Origin of the sequence: Klenkia sesuvii (assembly GCF_037083825.1) — a bacterium.
GTDB lineage: Bacteria > Actinomycetota > Actinomycetes > Mycobacteriales > Geodermatophilaceae > Klenkia > Klenkia sesuvii.
The window spans coordinates 228,228-243,598 of the sequence record NZ_JBAPLU010000003.1 but is presented as its reverse complement, the minus strand read 5'-3'; the positions used below and the strand labels follow the sequence as shown (position 1 = coordinate 243,598).

The 15,371-nt window shown below is 76.2% G+C and carries 13 protein-coding genes; 11 read left to right on the top strand and 2 right to left on the bottom strand.

Annotation, left to right across the window (positions count from 1 at the left end; translation table 11 throughout):
• Window positions 1-4 precede the first annotated feature (4 nt).
• Both TEK04_RS04670 and TEK04_RS04665 read right to left on the bottom strand, forming a co-directional pair.
• Window positions 5-757, bottom strand: coding sequence for an AAA family ATPase (locus TEK04_RS04670; RefSeq protein ID WP_336403149.1), 753 nt, complete (start codon window positions 755-757; stop codon window positions 5-7).
• Complete coding sequence (locus TEK04_RS04665) at window positions 712-1,011, bottom strand: hypothetical protein (protein ID WP_336403148.1); 300 nt, start codon at window positions 1,009-1,011, stop codon at window positions 712-714. The genes TEK04_RS04670 and TEK04_RS04665 overlap by 46 nt, the downstream gene beginning before the upstream one ends.
• A gap of 203 nt (window positions 1,012-1,214) precedes the next feature.
• Between TEK04_RS04665 and mraZ the strand changes: the two genes are divergently transcribed.
• The 11 genes from mraZ (at window position 1,215) to murC (ending at window position 15,371) form a co-directional block, all read left to right on the top strand.
• Entirely contained in the window at window positions 1,215-1,649 is a 435-nt protein-coding gene (gene mraZ / locus TEK04_RS04660) for a division/cell wall cluster transcriptional repressor MraZ (RefSeq protein WP_336403147.1), read from the top strand.
• A gap of 574 nt (window positions 1,650-2,223) precedes the next feature.
• A complete protein-coding gene (gene rsmH, locus TEK04_RS04655) occupies window positions 2,224-3,195 on the top strand; it encodes a 16S rRNA (cytosine(1402)-N(4))-methyltransferase RsmH (protein WP_336403146.1) in 972 nt (323 codons plus the stop codon).
• On the top strand, window positions 3,192-3,833 hold the full coding sequence (gene ftsL / locus TEK04_RS04650; RefSeq protein WP_336403145.1) for a cell division protein FtsL: 642 nt from the start codon (window positions 3,192-3,194) through the stop codon (window positions 3,831-3,833). Before rsmH ends, ftsL begins: the two co-directional genes overlap by 4 nt.
• Window positions 3,834-3,835: 2 nt before the next feature.
• Window positions 3,836-5,689, top strand: a complete 1,854-nt coding sequence (locus tag TEK04_RS04645; RefSeq protein ID WP_336403144.1) for a peptidoglycan D,D-transpeptidase FtsI family protein — start codon at window positions 3,836-3,838, stop codon at window positions 5,687-5,689.
• A gap of 57 nt (window positions 5,690-5,746) precedes the next feature.
• A complete protein-coding gene (locus TEK04_RS04640; protein ID WP_336403143.1) occupies window positions 5,747-7,237 on the top strand; it encodes a UDP-N-acetylmuramoyl-L-alanyl-D-glutamate--2,6-diaminopimelate ligase in 1,491 nt (496 codons plus the stop codon).
• The gene (locus TEK04_RS04635) at window positions 7,234-8,607 is read left to right on the top strand and encodes a UDP-N-acetylmuramoyl-tripeptide--D-alanyl-D-alanine ligase (protein ID WP_336403142.1); all 1,374 of its coding nucleotides are present in this window, start codon (window positions 7,234-7,236) and stop codon (window positions 8,605-8,607) included. The genes TEK04_RS04640 and TEK04_RS04635 overlap by 4 nt, the downstream gene beginning before the upstream one ends.
• Entirely contained in the window at window positions 8,604-9,680 is a 1,077-nt protein-coding gene (gene mraY / locus TEK04_RS04630; protein ID WP_336403141.1) for a phospho-N-acetylmuramoyl-pentapeptide-transferase, read from the top strand. Before TEK04_RS04635 ends, mraY begins: the two co-directional genes overlap by 4 nt.
• Window positions 9,677-11,089 carry a UDP-N-acetylmuramoyl-L-alanine--D-glutamate ligase gene (gene murD, locus TEK04_RS04625; RefSeq protein ID WP_336403140.1) on the top strand — a complete coding sequence of 471 codons (1,413 nt, stop codon included), beginning with the start codon at window positions 9,677-9,679 and terminating at the stop codon, window positions 11,087-11,089. The genes mraY and murD overlap by 4 nt, the downstream gene beginning before the upstream one ends.
• 13 nt (window positions 11,090-11,102) lie before the next feature.
• Window positions 11,103-12,782: a putative lipid II flippase FtsW gene (gene ftsW / locus TEK04_RS04620; protein WP_336403139.1), complete on the top strand. Its 1,680-nt coding sequence runs from the start codon at window positions 11,103-11,105 to the stop codon at window positions 12,780-12,782.
• Window positions 12,783-12,807: 25 nt separating this feature from the next.
• Entirely contained in the window at window positions 12,808-13,938 is a 1,131-nt protein-coding gene (gene murG / locus TEK04_RS04615; RefSeq protein WP_336403138.1) for an undecaprenyldiphospho-muramoylpentapeptide beta-N-acetylglucosaminyltransferase, read from the top strand.
• The gene (gene murC / locus TEK04_RS04610) at window positions 13,935-15,371 is read left to right on the top strand and encodes a UDP-N-acetylmuramate--L-alanine ligase (RefSeq protein ID WP_336403137.1); all 1,437 of its coding nucleotides are present in this window, start codon (window positions 13,935-13,937) and stop codon (window positions 15,369-15,371) included. The genes murG and murC overlap by 4 nt, the downstream gene beginning before the upstream one ends.

Genomic DNA, 15,371 nt, shown 5'->3' with positions numbered 1-15,371 from the left:
CCGGTCAGCGCCGGCGGGGGACCGGGACGGCGGCCACCAGGTCGCCGACCACCCGTTCGGCGGTGCGCCGGGCGAGCGCCGCGTCGGGGGTCAGCAGCAACCGGTGGGCGAGCACCGGGGTGGCCATCTCCTGCACGTCGTCGGGGAGCACGTGGTCCCGTCCGGACAGCGCCGCCGCGGCACGGGCGGCCCGCAGCAGCTGCAGACCGGCCCGCGGCGACGCGCCCAGGCGCAGGTCGGGGCTGCGTCGGCTGGCCTCGACCAGGGACACGACGTAGCGGCGCAGCGGATCGGCCACGTGCAACCGGGCCACCCCCGCGACCATCGCGGAGACGGTGCCCGCGTCGGCCACCGGCGCGAGCCGCTGGAGGGGGTCCACGGTGGCCCGGTCGTCGAGCATGGCCAGCTCGGCCTCCCGGTCGGGGTAGCCCATCGAGACGCGGGCGGTGAAGCGGTCGCGCTGGGCCTCGGGCAACGGGTAGGTGCCCTCCATCTCCAGCGGGTTCTGGGTGGCCAGCACCATGAACGGCCGGGCCAGCTCGTAGGTCGTGCCGTCCACGGTGACCTGCCGCTCCTCCATCGCCTCCAGCAGGGCCGACTGCGTCTTGGGCGAGGCCCGGTTGATCTCGTCGGCCACCACCAGGTTGGCGAACACCGCCCCGGGGCGGAACTCGAAGGTGCGCGACTCCTGGTCGAAGACGGCCACCCCGGTCACGTCGCTGGGCAGCAGGTCCGGGGTGAACTGGATGCGCCGCACCTCGCAGTCCACCGCCCGTGCCAGCGCCTTGGCGAGGGGGTCTTGCCGACCCCGGGCACGTCCTCGATGAGCAGGTGCCCCTCGGCCAGCAGCACCACCAGGGCCAGCCGCACGACGTCGGGCTTGCCGACCACCACCGACCCCATGGCCGCCGCGATGCGCGCGCCCTCGGCCTGCACGTCGACCTCCGCCACCGGCTCGGCCGGCCCGTGCCGGGACCGACCTGCCGCGCCCACCGCTGTCGCCTCCGTCACCCCCGCCACGGTACGTGGCGTGACCCGGTCGTCACTCCTGTCACAGACCCCTACCGGTGGGGGTCGGTGGGGGGAAAGGGGACACGGGGTGGGAAGTGGTGCCCAGTGGGGGTCAGTGGGTTACTGTGGCGCGCGATGGGGAGGCAGGGCCTGCAGGAGGACCTGTCGGGCCGACGGGAAGAGCAGGTGGGGGTGGTGGACCGGTGTTCCTCGGCAGCCACGCCCTGCGGCTCGACGAAAAGGGCCGGTTGGCCCTCCCCGTCCGCTTCCGCGAGCTCGCCTCGGGCGGCGTCGTGCTGACCAAGGGCCAGGAACGCTGCGTCTACGGGCTCACCCACGAGCGCGTCGCCGAGGTCCAGCGGGCCCGGGCCGCCGTCATGGCCGCCGACACCTCCAAGGCCCGCGCGGTCAACCGGTTGGGATTCGGCTCGATGGTCGAGCTGGAGCCCGACAAGGCCGGCCGCATCACCCTCCCCGCGCTGCTGCGCGACTACGCCGGCCTCGACCGCGACGTCGTCGTGGTCGGTGTCGACACCCGGTTCGAGATCTGGGACGCCGCCGCCTGGGACGCCTACGTCGCCGAGCAGGAGGCCGCCTACGCGGAGAGCGAGAGCGAGGGGATGCCCACCCTGTCCTGACGGCCGGGGCGCACCCCCGGGCCCCACCCGGCCCCACGTCGCCCACCGGCCCCCACCCGCACCCACCGCCCCCGCCCGAGCCCACTTCCCCGGGGCTCGGACCCGGGCCACCAGCCGACTTCCCCGCGGCTGGACCCCGGTCGGGGCGAACGGCCCGACAGCACCACCAGCACCACCGCACCACCAGCACCACAACACCACCTGCTCCCTGACCCGAGCAGCAGCCGCACCCGTGCGGGGCCCGAGCCGGCGACCTTCCCCGTCGCCGGACGGGCCCCGCGGTGGGCGCCAATGGCACGTCGCCGCCAGCACCGCACCCACCAGCACCGCACCCACCAGCACCGCACAGCCCCCACCCCCGGTTCCCGACCAGGGGTGGACCCGGCTCCGACGAACCCCACCAGCCCCGCACGCCACACGAGCACCACCTCGCACCGCCAGCGGACCACCTGGTTCCGATCGGGCGCCACCGAGTGGAGAACGGCCGGCCCCGGCCGAGAACACCTGACGAGCACGACGACGTCCCACGGCCGGGACGACGCCCCGCAGCACGGACCGCACCTGGAGGCCAGCGATGAGCGCAGACGAGCAGCCGTCGCTGCACGTCCCCGTGCTGCTGGACCGGGTGGTGGAGCTCCTGGGCCCGGCCTGCGCGGTCGAGGGCGCCGTCCTCATGGACTGCACGCTCGGCCTGGCCGGCCACACGCTGGCGATGCTGGGGGCCCACCCCGGCCTCCGCGTGGTCGGGCTCGACCGCGACCCCGACGCCCGCGCCGAGGCCGCCCGCCGCATCGCGGCCGCCGGCCACGCCGACCGGGTGACCCTGGTGCCGGCCGTCTTCGACGAGCTCGCCGACGTGCTCACCGACCTGGGCATCGACGAGGTGCAGGGCATCCTGTTCGACCTCGGTGTCTCGTCGCTGCAGCTCGACCGCCCCGACCGCGGCTTCAGCTACTCGACCGACGCGCCGCTGGACATGCGCATGGACCCGGCCGGGCCGCGCACCGCGGCCGACGTCGTCAACACCTACTCCCGCGGCGAGCTGACCCGCGTGCTCAAGGTCTACGGCGAGGAGCGCTTCGCCGGCCGCATCGCCGCCGCGATCGAGCGCGAGCGGGCCCGCGAGCCGTTCACCACCACCGCCCGTCTGGCCGAGCTCGTCCGCGAGGCCATCCCGGCCGCCACCCGCCGCACGGGCGGCCACCCCGCCAAGCGGACCTTCCAGGCGCTGCGCATCGAGGTCAACGACGAGCTCGGCGTCCTCACCCGCGTGCTGCCCGCCGCGCTGGAGGCCCTCGCCGTGGGCGGACGCCTCGCCGTCATCACCTTCCACTCCCTGGAGGACCGGATCGTGAAGCAGGCCCTGGCGCTGGGCGCCACCGACGCGACCCCGCCCGGCATGCCGGTGCCGATGCCCGAGCACGCCCCGACCCTGCGGTTGCTGACCCGGGGCGGCGAAGCGCCCAGCGACGAGGAGACCGCGGCCAACCCCCGTGCCGCCTCGGCCCGGGTGCGGGCCGCCGAGCGCACCCGGCGGGCCTCGTGAGCGCCACCGCCCGCGTGCACACCGGCCCCCTCCGGGGCCGCGGGGGTGCTGCTGCGCGCACCGCGACCCGCGGTGCGGCCCGGACCGCCACCCGCGGCGCCCCCCGCGGCGCCGCCGTGCGCCGTACCGGGCCGGTGCACGTCCGTCCGCAGCTGCGGCTGGTCACCGCGCCGGTCGGCACGCCCACCCGGGCACGCCGGGTCGTCGGTGCCCGCCCCCGCCGGGCGCCGTTCGTGGTCCTGCTGGTCGGGCTGATCGCCGCGACGGCGCTGGGCCTGCTGGCGCTCAACACGGCCATCGCCGTCGACTCGCTGCGGGCCAGCCAGCAGCGGGCGGCCAACACCGAGCTGTCCCGGCAGGTCGACCGGCTCGAGCAGCAGGTGACCCAGCAGCGCACCCCGGAGCAGCTGGCCGCCGACGCGGCCGCGGCCGGCCTGGTCCCGGCCGGCACCGTCGGCCACCTGGTGCTCGGCCCCGACGGCACGTCGGTGGTGCGCGGGACGCCGGCCCCGGCCGCCGCGCCCGAGCCCGACCCGGCGGCCGAGCCCGCACCGGCCGCCGCGCCCGCCCCGACTGCCGAGCAGCCGGCCGCCGAGCAGCCCGGCACCGACCCCACCACCCCGACGGCCGGAGGCTGACGATGGCCCAGCGACCCGCCGACCCCAGCCGACGCCCGACGCGCGGCGCGGCACCCCGCCGGACGTCCTCCCACGACGTGCTGCGGCCCCGCCGGGAACCGGGCACCCGCCGCACCCGCGGCCTGCCGACCTCGGTGCGCACCCGTCGCAACCGGTGGGGCTTCGGGGTGCTCGTCGTGCTGCTGGTCGCCGTCGTCACCAAGCTGGTCGTGCTCCAGGGCATCGACGGCAGCGCGTACGCCGCCCAGGCGTCGGAGGACCGCATGCGGACCTTCGACATCGCCGCCATCCGGGGTGCCGTCCTCGACCGCGACGGCAACCCGCTGGCCTACACGGTCGAGGCGTCGCGGGTGGTCGCGGACCCGACCGTCGTCGAGGACCCCGAGCGCACCGCCCTGGCGCTGACCACCCTCCTGGGTGTCCCGACCAGCGAGCTGACCGAGGCGCTGACCGCCGACGGCCGGTACTCGGTCCTCGCCGAGCACGTCGACACCGCCACCAGCGACCAGGTCGCCGCGCTGGGGCTGCCCGGCATCGTCCTGGAGGACCAGCCGCTGCGGCTCTACCCCGCGGGCACCGTCGGGGGCCAGGTGGTCGGGTTCGTCGGCCGCGACGGCGACGGGCTGGCCGGCATCGAACAGCGCTACGACGAGCTGCTGGCCGGCACCGACGGCCACCGCCGGGTCGAGGTCGGCGCCGGGGGCGTCGCCATCCCCGCCGGCATCGACGAGTCGACCCCCGCGCAGGACGGGTCCGACGTCACGCTGACCATCGACGAGGACCTGCAGTACACGGTGCAGCAGCGGCTAGCCACCGAGTGCAGCAACGGGCAGACCACCCGGGGGTCGGCCGTCGTCCTCGACGTGCACACCGGCGAGGTCCTGGCGATGGCCACCTGCCCCGGGTACGACCCCGCGCAGGCCGGCAGCACCGACCCCGAGCTGCTGGGCAACCCGGCCATCTCCGACGTGTTCGAGCCCGGCTCGGTGATGAAGGCGGTGACCCTGGCCGCGGCGGTCGAGGACGGCCACGCCACCCCGGACACCGTGCTCAGCGTCAACGGCCACATCCAGGCCGGCGACGTCGTGGTCACCGACGCCCACGACCACGCACCGGTCGACTGGACGGTCACCGGCATCCTGGCCAAGTCGAGCAACGTCGGCACGATCATGCTCGCCCGGGAGGTCGGCGACGCCCGCCTCGAGGAGTACATGCGGGCCTTCGGCCTGGGGTCCACGACCGGCATCGAGCTCCCCGGCGAGAGCGCCGGCATCCTGCAGGACTCCGCCGACTGGACGGCGTCCCGGGCGGCCAACGTGCCCATCGGGCAGGGCGTCTCGGTGACCGCGCTGCAGATGGCGTCGGTCTACCAGACCCTGGCCAACGGGGGAGTCCGCATCCCGCCGCGCATCGTCGCCTCGACCACCGCCCCCGACGGCACGGTCACCCCCGAGCCGCAGCCCGCGGGCACCCGGGTGGTCAGCGAGTCCACCGCCCAGCAGCTGGCCTACATGCTCGAGGCCGTCGTGGGCCCCGGTGGCACCGCGCCCAAGGGCGAGGTCGACGGCTTCCGGGTGGCCGGCAAGACCGGCACCGCCCAGCGGGCCAACCCCGAGTGCGGCTGCTACACCGGGGGTGGCTACTTCACCACGTTCGTCGGGTTCGCCCCGGCCGACGACCCGCAGTACGTCATCGCCGTCGACCTCGAGCGGCCGGACTCCGACGCCGAGGGCGGGCAGGTCGCCGCGCCGGTCTTCGCCGACCTCATGCAGTACGTGCTGGCCACGCACGACGTCGTCCCCTCGGGGACCCCGCGCCCGGACTTCCAGCTCACCGGCACGCCGCCCACCAACTGATCACCGGGCCGGGTCGATGACCGGTGACCCCGTGCCGCGCCAGTAGATTGGGATCCCGTGAGCACCGCCCTGTCCGAGCTGGCCGACCTGGTCGGTGCCGCTGTCCAGGGAGACCCGTCGGTGTCGGTGTCGGGGGTCAGCCTGGCCTCGGACCGGGTGGGCCCGGGCTTCCTGTTCGCCGCCCTGCCCGGTGCCAAGGCGCACGGCATCCACTTCCTGGCCCCGGCCCGCGAGCGCGGCGCGGTCGCCGTCCTCACCGACCCCGCGGGCGCGGCCCAGGTCGAGGACGCCACCCTCCCCGTGCTGGTGCACGACGACCCCCGGGCCGTGCTCGGCGAGGTGGCCGCCCACGTGCACGGCCGCCCGGCGGACGCCCTGGCGGTCATCGGCATCACCGGCACCAACGGCAAGACCACGACCGCCTACCTCGTCGAGGCCGGCCTGGCCGCGGCCGGCTGGTCCAGCGGGCTCATCGGCACCGTGCAGATCCGCACCCGCGGCACCGGCCCGGACGGCGCACCCGTCGTCACCGAGCTGTCCAGCGTGCGCACCACCCCTGAGGCGCCCGACCTGCACGCCATGCTCGCCGGCATGCGCGATGCCGGGGTGCGGGCGGTGGTCATGGAGGTCTCCAGCCACGCCCTGGTGCTCGGCCGGGTCGGCGGGGTCCGGTTCGCCGCCGCCGGCTTCACCAACTTCTCCCGCGACCACCTCGACTTCCACGGCGACGAGGAGACCTACTTCGCCGCCAAGGCCCAGCTCTTCGACGGCCGCGCCGCGGTCGAGGTCGTCGACGTCGACGACGCCCACGCCCGCCGCCTGCTGCACGAGGGCACCGTCACCGTCTCGGGTCGGGGCAGCGAGGCCCAGTGGCGGGCGACCGGGACCAGCACCAGCCCGGGCGGTGGCTCCGCCTTCACCCTGCACACCCCGGGCGGCACGCAGCACCCGGCCGCGCTGCGGCTGCCCGGTGCCTTCAACGTCGCCAACGCGGTCATGGCCGTCGCCCTGCTCGACGCGGTCGGCGTCCCGGTCGAGGCGGCACTGGCCGGCATCGCGCAGACCGTCGTCCCCGGGCGCATGGAGCCCGTCGAGGCCGGGCAACCGTTCGTCGCCGTCGTCGACTACGCGCACACCCCCGACGCCGTCGCCACCGCCCTGACCGCGCTGCGGGCCACCACGGAGAACCGGGTGATCACCGTGCTCGGCTGCGGTGGCGACCGCGACCCCGGCAAGCGCGCCGCCATGGGCGCCGCGGCCGCCGCGGGCAGCGACCTGCTGGTGGTCACCGACGACAACCCGCGCTCGGAGGACCCGGCCGCGATCCGCGCCGCGGTGCTGGCCGGGGTCCCCGCCGACACCGGCTGCGAGGTGCGCGAGATCGGCGACCGGCGCGCCGCGGTCGAGGCGGCGGTGGCTGCCGCGCAGCTGGGTGACACCCTGCTCGTGGCCGGCAAGGGCCACGAGAGCGGCCAAGAGATCGCCGGCGTCGTCACCCCCTTCGACGACCGGACCGAACTCCGACGAGCACTGGAGGCGCGGGCGTGATCGCACTGGGCCTCACCGAGGTGGCAGAGGCCGTGGGAGGGACCCTCACCGGTCCCGACGCCACGGTCAGCGGGAAGGTCACCGTCGACTCCCGCACCGCGGGGGCCGGCGACCTCTACGTCGCCCTGCCCGGCGAGCGCGTCGACGGGCACGACTACGTCGCGGCGGCCGTGGCCGCCGGTGCCGTCGGCGCGATCAGCACCCGCCCGCACGACGGCGCCGCCGTCGTGGTCGTCGACGACCCCGTCGAGGCCCTGGGCCGGCTCGCCCACGCCGTGCACGAGCGGCTGCCCGACCTGGTGACCGTCGGCATCACCGGCTCCTCGGGCAAGACGTCCACCAAGGACCTCCTCGGCCAGGTGCTCGGCACCGCCGGGCCCACCGTCAGCCCGCCCGGGTCGTTCAACAACGACATCGGTCTGCCGCTCACCGTGCTGACCGCCGACGGGAGCACCCGCTTCCTCGTGCTCGAGATGGGCGCCCGCGGCATCCGGCACATCGCCCGGCTCTGCGGGGTCGCCCGGCCCGACGTGGGCGTCGTGCTCAACGTCGGTTCGGCCCACCTCGGTGAGTTCGGCAGCGCCGACGCCATCGCCGTCGCCAAGGGCGAGCTCGCCGAGGCCGCCACCGGCACCGCCGTCCTCAACGCCGACGACGCCCGCGTGCGCGGCATGGCCGACCGGGCCACCGCCGCCGTCCTGCTCACCGGCACCACCGCGGACGCCGACGTGCGGGCCACGGACGTCGAGCTCGACGACGCCGCCCGGGCCTCGTTCACCCTGCACGCCCAGGGCGAGCAGCACCCGGTGGCGCTGCAGGTGGTCGGCGCCCACCAGGTCGCCAACGCCCTGTCCGCGGCCGGCGCCGCGCTCGCCGCGGGCCTCGGCCCCGCGCAGGTCGCGGCCGGCCTCTCGGCCGCGGTCGTGCAGAGCCGCTGGCGCATGGAGGTCACCCGCCGCCCCGACGGCGTCGTGGTGGTCAACGACGCCTACAACGCCAACCCCGAGTCCATGCGCGCCGCGCTGGCCGCCGTCCGGGGGATGACCGGAGCCCTCGGCACAGCCGGCACCCGCCGGATCGCCGTCCTGGGCGCGATGGGGGAGCTCGGCACCGACGCCGAGTCCGAGCACGCCCGCCTGGGGGTCGACGCCGCCGCGGCGGTCGACCTGGTGGTGGCCGTGGGACCCGACGCCGCAGCCATCGCTGCGGCCCGAGAGGAGTCGGTGCACGTGCCGGACCGGGCCGCCGCCCGCCAGCTGCTCGCGGAGGTGCTGCGCCCGGGCGACGTCGTCCTGGTGAAGGCCTCCCGGTCCTACGGGCTCGAGCTGCTGGCCGCCGACCTGATCGACGACGGCGGGGCCGCCGCGTGAAGTCGGTCCTCATCGCCGCCGCGTGCGGCCTCGTCGTGTCGATCCTGATGACCCCGGTGGCCATCAAGACCTTCCGCCGGCAGGGCTTCGGCCAGGAGATCCGCGACGACGGCCCCGAGAGCCACCTGTCCAAGAAGGGCACGCCCACCATGGGCGGCACGGTCATCGTGCTGGCCACGGTCGTCGGCTACGTCGTGGCCCACCTCTTCCTCGTCGGCCAACCCGGGCGGGGCGTCACCAGCACCGGGCTGCTGCTGCTGTTCCTGCTGGTCGGCCTCGGCGTGGTGGGCTTCCTCGACGACTACCTCAAGATCCGGCACCGCCGGAGCCTGGGGCTGAACAAGACGGCCAAGCTGGTCGGCCAGACCGTGGTGGGGCTGGGCTTCGCCGTGCTCTCCCTCGTCGAGTTCGGCGGCCGCGACCCGGTGGCCTCCACCGCCATCTCCTTCGTGCGCGACATCGCGCCGCTGACGCTGCCCGTCGTCCTGTTCCTGGTCTTCGCGCTCCTGTTCATCTCCGGGTTCTCCAACGCGGTCAACCTCACCGACGGCCTCGACGGGCTGGCCGCGGGCTGCTCGGCGATGGTGTTCGGCGCCTACGTGGTCATCTCGTTCTGGCAGTTCGGCCACGACTGCGGTGCCGCGCTGGTCGACGGCTGCTACACCGTGCGCGACCCGCTCGACGTCACGCTGGTCGCCGCGGCGGCCATGGGTGCCTGCCTGGGCTTCCTGTGGTGGAACACCTCGCCGGCCCGCATCTTCATGGGCGACACCGGGTCGCTGGCCCTCGGCGGGCTCATGGCGGGCCTGGCCGTGGTCACCCGCACCGAGCTGCTGCTGGTGGTCCTGGGTGGGCTGTTCGTCGCCGTCACCCTGTCGGTGGCCATCCAGATCGCCTTCTTCAAGGCCACCCGGCGGCGGGTGTTCCGCATGGCTCCGCTGCACCACCACTTCGAGCTGGCCGGCTGGGCCGAGAACACCGTCATCGTGCGGTTCTGGCTGGTCACCGGCATGGCGGTCGCGTTCGGCATCGGCGCCTTCTACGCCGACTGGCTCAGCCTCACCGGCCTGTGACCGGGCCCCTGGGGCGGGTCCTCGTCTGCGGCCTCGGCGTCTCCGGGGCTGCGGCCGCCCGGGTGCTGCTGGCCCGCGGGGACACCGTGCTGCTCGCCGACGCGGGCAGCCCCGCCGCGCGAGCCGAGCTGGAGGCCGCCGGTGCGGTCTGGCTCGGCGCGGTGACCGACTGCCCGGACGACGTCGACCTGGTGGTCACCTCACCCGGGTGGCGACCGGACTCCCCGCTGCTGGTGTCCGCGGCGGCCGCGGGCGTGGAGGTGGTGGGGGAGCCCGAGCTGGCGTGGCGGCTGCGGCTGCCCCTGGCCGACGGGCAGCCCGCGCCCTGGTACGCCGTGACCGGGACCAACGGCAAGACCACCACGGTCACCATGCTGGAGGCGCTGCTGCTGGCCGGGGGGCGCCGGGCGGTCGCGGCCGGGAACGTGGGGCGCCCGCTGGTCGAGGTGGTCACGGCGGTGGACGACCAGGGAGCCCCGGCCTTCGACGCCGTCGCGGTCGAGCTGAGCTCGTTCCAGCTGCACTGGTCCAGCTCGATCGCCCCGGCCGCCGCCGCGGTGCTCAACGTCGCCGACGACCACGTCGACTGGCACGGCAGCGCCACCGCCTACCGGGACGCCAAGGCCCGGATCCTGCAGCACGCCCCGGTCGCGGTCGCCGACGCCGGTGACCCGGTCGCGTCGTCCCTGGTCGACGGCCACGCGCGCCCGGTGACCGTCACCCTCGACGAGCCCGCCCCCGGCCAGCTCGGGGTGCGCGCCGGGGTGCTGGTCGACCGCGCCTTCGCCGAGTCCGCCGAGCTGCTCCCCGTCGCCGACCTCCAGGTCCGCGGGCCGCACAACGTCGCCAACGCGCTGGCCGCGGCGGCGCTGGCCCGCGCCGCCGGGGTGTCCGCCGCCGACGTCGGCACCGGCCTGGCCGGCTTCCGCGGCGGGGCGCACCGCAGCGTGCTGGTGGCCACCGTGCGGGACGTGGCCTGGGTCGACGACTCGAAGGCCACGAACCCCCACGCCGCCCTGGCCTCCCTCACCGCCCACCCCCGGGTGGTGTGGGTCGCCGGCGGTCTGCTCAAGGGCGCCGACGTCGACCCGCTGGTCGCCGCGATCGCCCCCCGGCTGGTCGGGGTGGTGCTGCTGGGCCGCGACCGGGCGGTGCTCGAGCAGTCCCTGGCGCGACACGCGCCCGCGGTCCCACGGATCGTCGTCCCCAGCGGCGACGATGTCGGTGTGGCTGGTGTGACGGACGGGACGGCGGAGGCGGTGATGGGCGAGGTGGTGCGCGCTGCTGCCTCCCTCGCCCACCCCGGTGACACCGTGCTGCTCGCGCCGGCCGCTGCGTCGATGGACGTCTTCACCGACTACGCGCACCGGGGCCGCGCCTTCGCCGACGCGGTCCGCGCCCTGCCCTGACGGGGGCCCCGGCATGGCTGCCACCACGGACACCCACCGCCCTCCCCGCACCACCGCGAGGGCGACCTCGGCCCGCGCCGCGGGCCGCGGCCGCACCGCCGCGCGGGCGCCCCTGTTCCGCGCCCCCGCCTGGCTCGACGGACCGCTGACCAGCGCCCACCTGCTGCTGGGCTCGGCCGGTCTGCTGCTGGCCATCGGTCTGGTCATGGTGTTCTCCGCCTCCAGCGTCCAGGCCGCCCTCGACGGCGAGCCCGCGTGGCTGCCCGGGGTGCGCCAGCTGGTGTTCGCCGCCCTCGGGCTGGTCGCGCTGCTGGTCGGCCTGCGACTGCCCATCGGCCACCTGCGCCGCTACTCGGGCATCGGGCTGCTGGTCTCGGTCGTGCTGCTGCTGGCGGTGCTCGTGCCGGGCATCGGCAAGGAGCTCAACGGCGCCCGGCAGTGGATCAGCCTGGGCTTCGCCGACTTCCAGCCCTCCGAGCTGGCCAAGCTGGTGCTCGCGCTGTGGGGCGCGCACGTCATCGCGCTGCGCGAGCGGTGGTTGAGCACGACGTCCCTGCTCGTCCCGGTGGTGCCGGTCTTCCTGCTGCTGGCCGCCCTGCTGCTGGCCGAACCCGACATGGGCGCCTCCGTGGGCCTGGGTCTGGTGGTGGCCGGGTTGCTGTGGGCCGGGGGACTGCCCGGACGGTGGATCGCCGGGCTGGGCGCCCTGGCCGCCGTCGGCGTCCTGGTCACCGCCCTCAGCGCGAGCTACCGGGCCGCCCGGCTGTTCTCCTTCCTCGACCCGTTCGCCGACCCGGAGAACGGTGGCTTCCAGGCCATCAAGGGCTTCTACGCGCTGGCCACCGGCGGGTTCTGGGGGGTCGGGCTGGGCAACAGCCGCATGAAGTGGAACCTGCTCCCGCACGCCGAGAGCGACTACATCTTCGCCATCATCGGCGAGGAGCTGGGCTTCCTGGGCTGCCTGGTGGTGGTCACCCTCTACGGGGTGCTCGCCTACGCCGGCTTCCGCATCGCCCGCCGGGCCACCGACCGCTTCGTGCAGCTGGCCAGCACCGCCATCACCGTGTGGCTCATCGGGCAGGCGTTCATCAACATGGGCTACGTCGTGGGGCTGCTCCCGGTCACCGGGGTCACGCTGCCGCTGATCTCGGCCGGTGGCACCTCCCTGGTGCTCACGCTGTTCATCGTCGGCCTGCTGGTCCGGTTCGCCCGCACCGAGCCCGACGCCATCGAGCACCTGCGCGCGCACCGCCAGGCGCACCCCGCCGGTCGGCTGGGCCGCATCGGCCGCTGGCTGGTGCCCGTCCCCCCGCAGGCGATCGCGCCCCTGCCCACGCTGGGCCGCCGGGCTGCGCCCGACGAGGCCGGTCCGGCCCGGCGCCCGGCCGGTCGCACGGTGGCCCGGGTCCGCCGGCACGACCCACCGCTGCGACGAGCCGCCGGGGACGTCGCCGGGGACGCCGCCGGCACCGGCCGGCCCTCCCGCCGCGAGCCCGGCCCGGTCCGCCAGCCGGTGGGTGCCGGCGCCGGACGTCGCCGCGCACCCCGCCCCGACCCCGCCCGTGACACCGCCCGTGACACCGCCCGTGACACCGTCCGCGGCACCGCCCGTGACAGCTCCCGCGGCACCGCCGTCGACCGGGGTCGGGACGCCCCGCGCACACCCCGGGACCGGCCGCGCCGACCCCGCTGAGCACCGACCCTGTGAGACTGAGCCCGTGACCTCCGCGCCACCCCGTCCCCCCGCCCGCACCCGGCCGGTCAGCGTCGTGCTGGCCGGCGGGGGCACCGGCGGCCACATCGAGCCCATGCTGGCCCTCGCCGACGCCCTCGTCCGGCGCACCGACGCCCCCGGGGGCACGCCGCGGGTGACCTGCCTGGGCACCTCCCGCGGTCTGGAGACCCGGCTCGTGCCCGCCCGCGGCCACGAGCTGCGGCTGATCCCGCCGGTCCCGCTGCCCCGCAGGCCCACCGTCGACCTGCTGCGGGTGCCCGGCCGGGTGCGCCGGGCGGTGGCCGACACCCGGGCGCTGCTCACCGAGCTGCAGGCCGACGTGGTCGTCGGGTTCGGCGGCTACGTCGCGCTGCCGGCCTACCTGGCCGCGCGCCGGTCCGGCGTCCCGGTCGTGGTGCACGAGCAGAACCCGCTGCCGGGCCTGGCCAACCGGGTCGGTGCCCGGCTGGCCGCCGCCGTCGCGGTGACCGCCCCCGGCACGCCGCTGCGGGGCGCCCAGCACGTGGGCATGCCGCTGCGGCCCGCCATCACCGGGCTGGACCGGACCGGGCTGCGCGCCGAGGCCCGCGCACACTTCGGCCTGGACGCCGACCGGCCCACCCTGCTGGTCTTCGGGGGGTCGCAGGGGGCGCGGTCGCTGAACGCCGCGGCCACCGGGGCGGCCGAGGTGCTGCGGTCGGCGGGGGTGCAGGTGCTGCACGCCCGCGGGCCCAAGAACACCGAGGTGGCCGTCCCGGCGGGGGAACCCCCCTACGTGGTCGTGGACTACCTCGAGCGCATGGACCTCGCCTACGCCGCGGCCGACCTCGCGCTGTGCCGGTCGGGCGCGGTGAGCGTCGCCGAGCTGTCCGCCGTCGGGCTGTCCGGTGCCTTCGTGCCGCTGCCCATCGGCAACGGCGAGCAGCGGCGCAACGCCCTGCCCGTGGTGGAGGCGGGGGGAGGGCTGCTGGTCGAGGACGCCGAGCTGTCGCCGTCCTGGATCGGGTCCACGCTGGTGCCCGTGCTCACCGACCCCACCCGCCTGGCCGACCTCGCCCGGCACGCGGCCGCGGCCGGCGTCCCCGACGCCGACGAACGGCTGGCCGACCTGACCCTCTCGGTGGTGCGGGCATGAGCGCCGCCGACGTCGCCGCGTGGCGCGACCCGGTGCCGGCCCTCGACGAGCTCGGCGCCGTGCACTTCGTCGGCATCGGCGGTGCGGGCATGAGCGGCATCGCCCGCATCCTGCTGGCCCGCGGGGTCGCCGTCTCCGGCAGCGATCGCCGCAGCACCCCCACCCTGCTCGCCCTGCAGGCCCTGGGCGCCCGCACCGAGGTCGGCCACGACGCCGCCCACCTGGGCGACGCGGCCACCGTCGTGGTCTCCACCGCCATCCGGCCCGACAACCCCGAGCTGGTCGCCGCCCGCGAGCGCGGGCTGCGGGTGCTGCCCCGGGCGGTCGCGCTGGCCGCGGTCATGGCCGGGCGGCGCAGCGTGGCGGTCGCCGGCACGCACGGCAAGACCTCCACCACCTCGATGCTCACGGTCGCCGTGCAGGCCTGCGGCGCCGACCCCTCCTTCGCCATCGGCGGCGACCTCAACGAGAGCGGCTCCAACGCCCACGCCGGCAGCGGCGACGTCTTCGTGGCCGAGGCCGACGAGAGCGACCGCTCGTTCCTGCTCCTGGCGCCCTTCGCCGGCATCGTCACCAACGTCGAGGCCGACCACCTGGACAACTACGGCGACCTGGCCGCCGTCGAGGCCGCCTTCGACCGCTTCCTCACCACGGTCGACCCGGCCGGGTTCGTCGTGCTCTGCGCCGACGACCCGGGCTCGGCCCGGTTGCGGGAGGTGGCCACCGGCGGGGCCCGGGTGCTCACCTACGGCACGGGTGGGGACGTCGACCTGCAGGTGCGCGACCTGGTCGTGGGGGCCGAGGGCACCAGCTGGACGGCGGTTCACCGGGGTGCGGAGCTCGGCCGGGTGACGCTCCGGCTGCCCGGTGAGCACATGGCCCTCAACAGCGCGGCCGCCCTGCTGGCCGGTCTCGAGCTGGGGTTCCCCGCCGCGGGGCTGCTGGCCGGCCTGGCCCGGTTCGGCGGGGTGCACCGCAGGTTCGAGCTGAAGGGCACCGCCGACGGGGTGCGGGTGTACGACGACTACGCCCACCACCCCACCGAGGTCGCCGCGCAGCTGCGCGCCGCCCGCGCGGTGGCGGGGGAGGGCCGGCTGGTGGTGCTGTTCCAGCCGCACCTCTACAGCCGCACCCGGGAGTTCGCCGCCGGCTTCGGCGAAGCGCTGGGCCTGGCCGACGAGGTCGTGGTGATGGACGTCTACGGCGCCCGCGAGGACCCGGTGCCCGGCGTGACCGGCGCCCTGGTCGCCGACGCCGTCCCGCTGCCGGCCGGCGCGGTGCACTTCGAGCCCTCGTGGTCGGCGGCGGCCGGTGCGATGGCCGCCCGCGCCCGCCCGGGGGACCTGCTGATGACCATGGGTGCCGGGGACGTCGTCATGGTGGGCCCGGAGATCCTCACCGCCCTCACCGAGCGCACCGACGGGGCGGGCTGA

Bases quoted from the DNA above. Each gene is read 5' to 3' on its own strand.
- rsmH (WP_336403146.1), top strand. From the start codon at position 2,224: ATGAGCGCAGACGAGCAGCCGTCGCTGCACGTCCCCGTGCTGCTGGAC.
- ftsW (WP_336403139.1), top strand. From the start codon at position 11,103: ATGGCTGCCACCACGGACACCCACCGCCCTCCCCGCACCACCGCGAGG.
- murC (WP_336403137.1), top strand. From the start codon at position 13,935: ATGAGCGCCGCCGACGTCGCCGCGTGGCGCGACCCGGTGCCGGCCCTC.
- TEK04_RS04645 (WP_336403144.1), top strand. From the start codon at position 3,836: ATGGCCCAGCGACCCGCCGACCCCAGCCGACGCCCGACGCGCGGCGCG.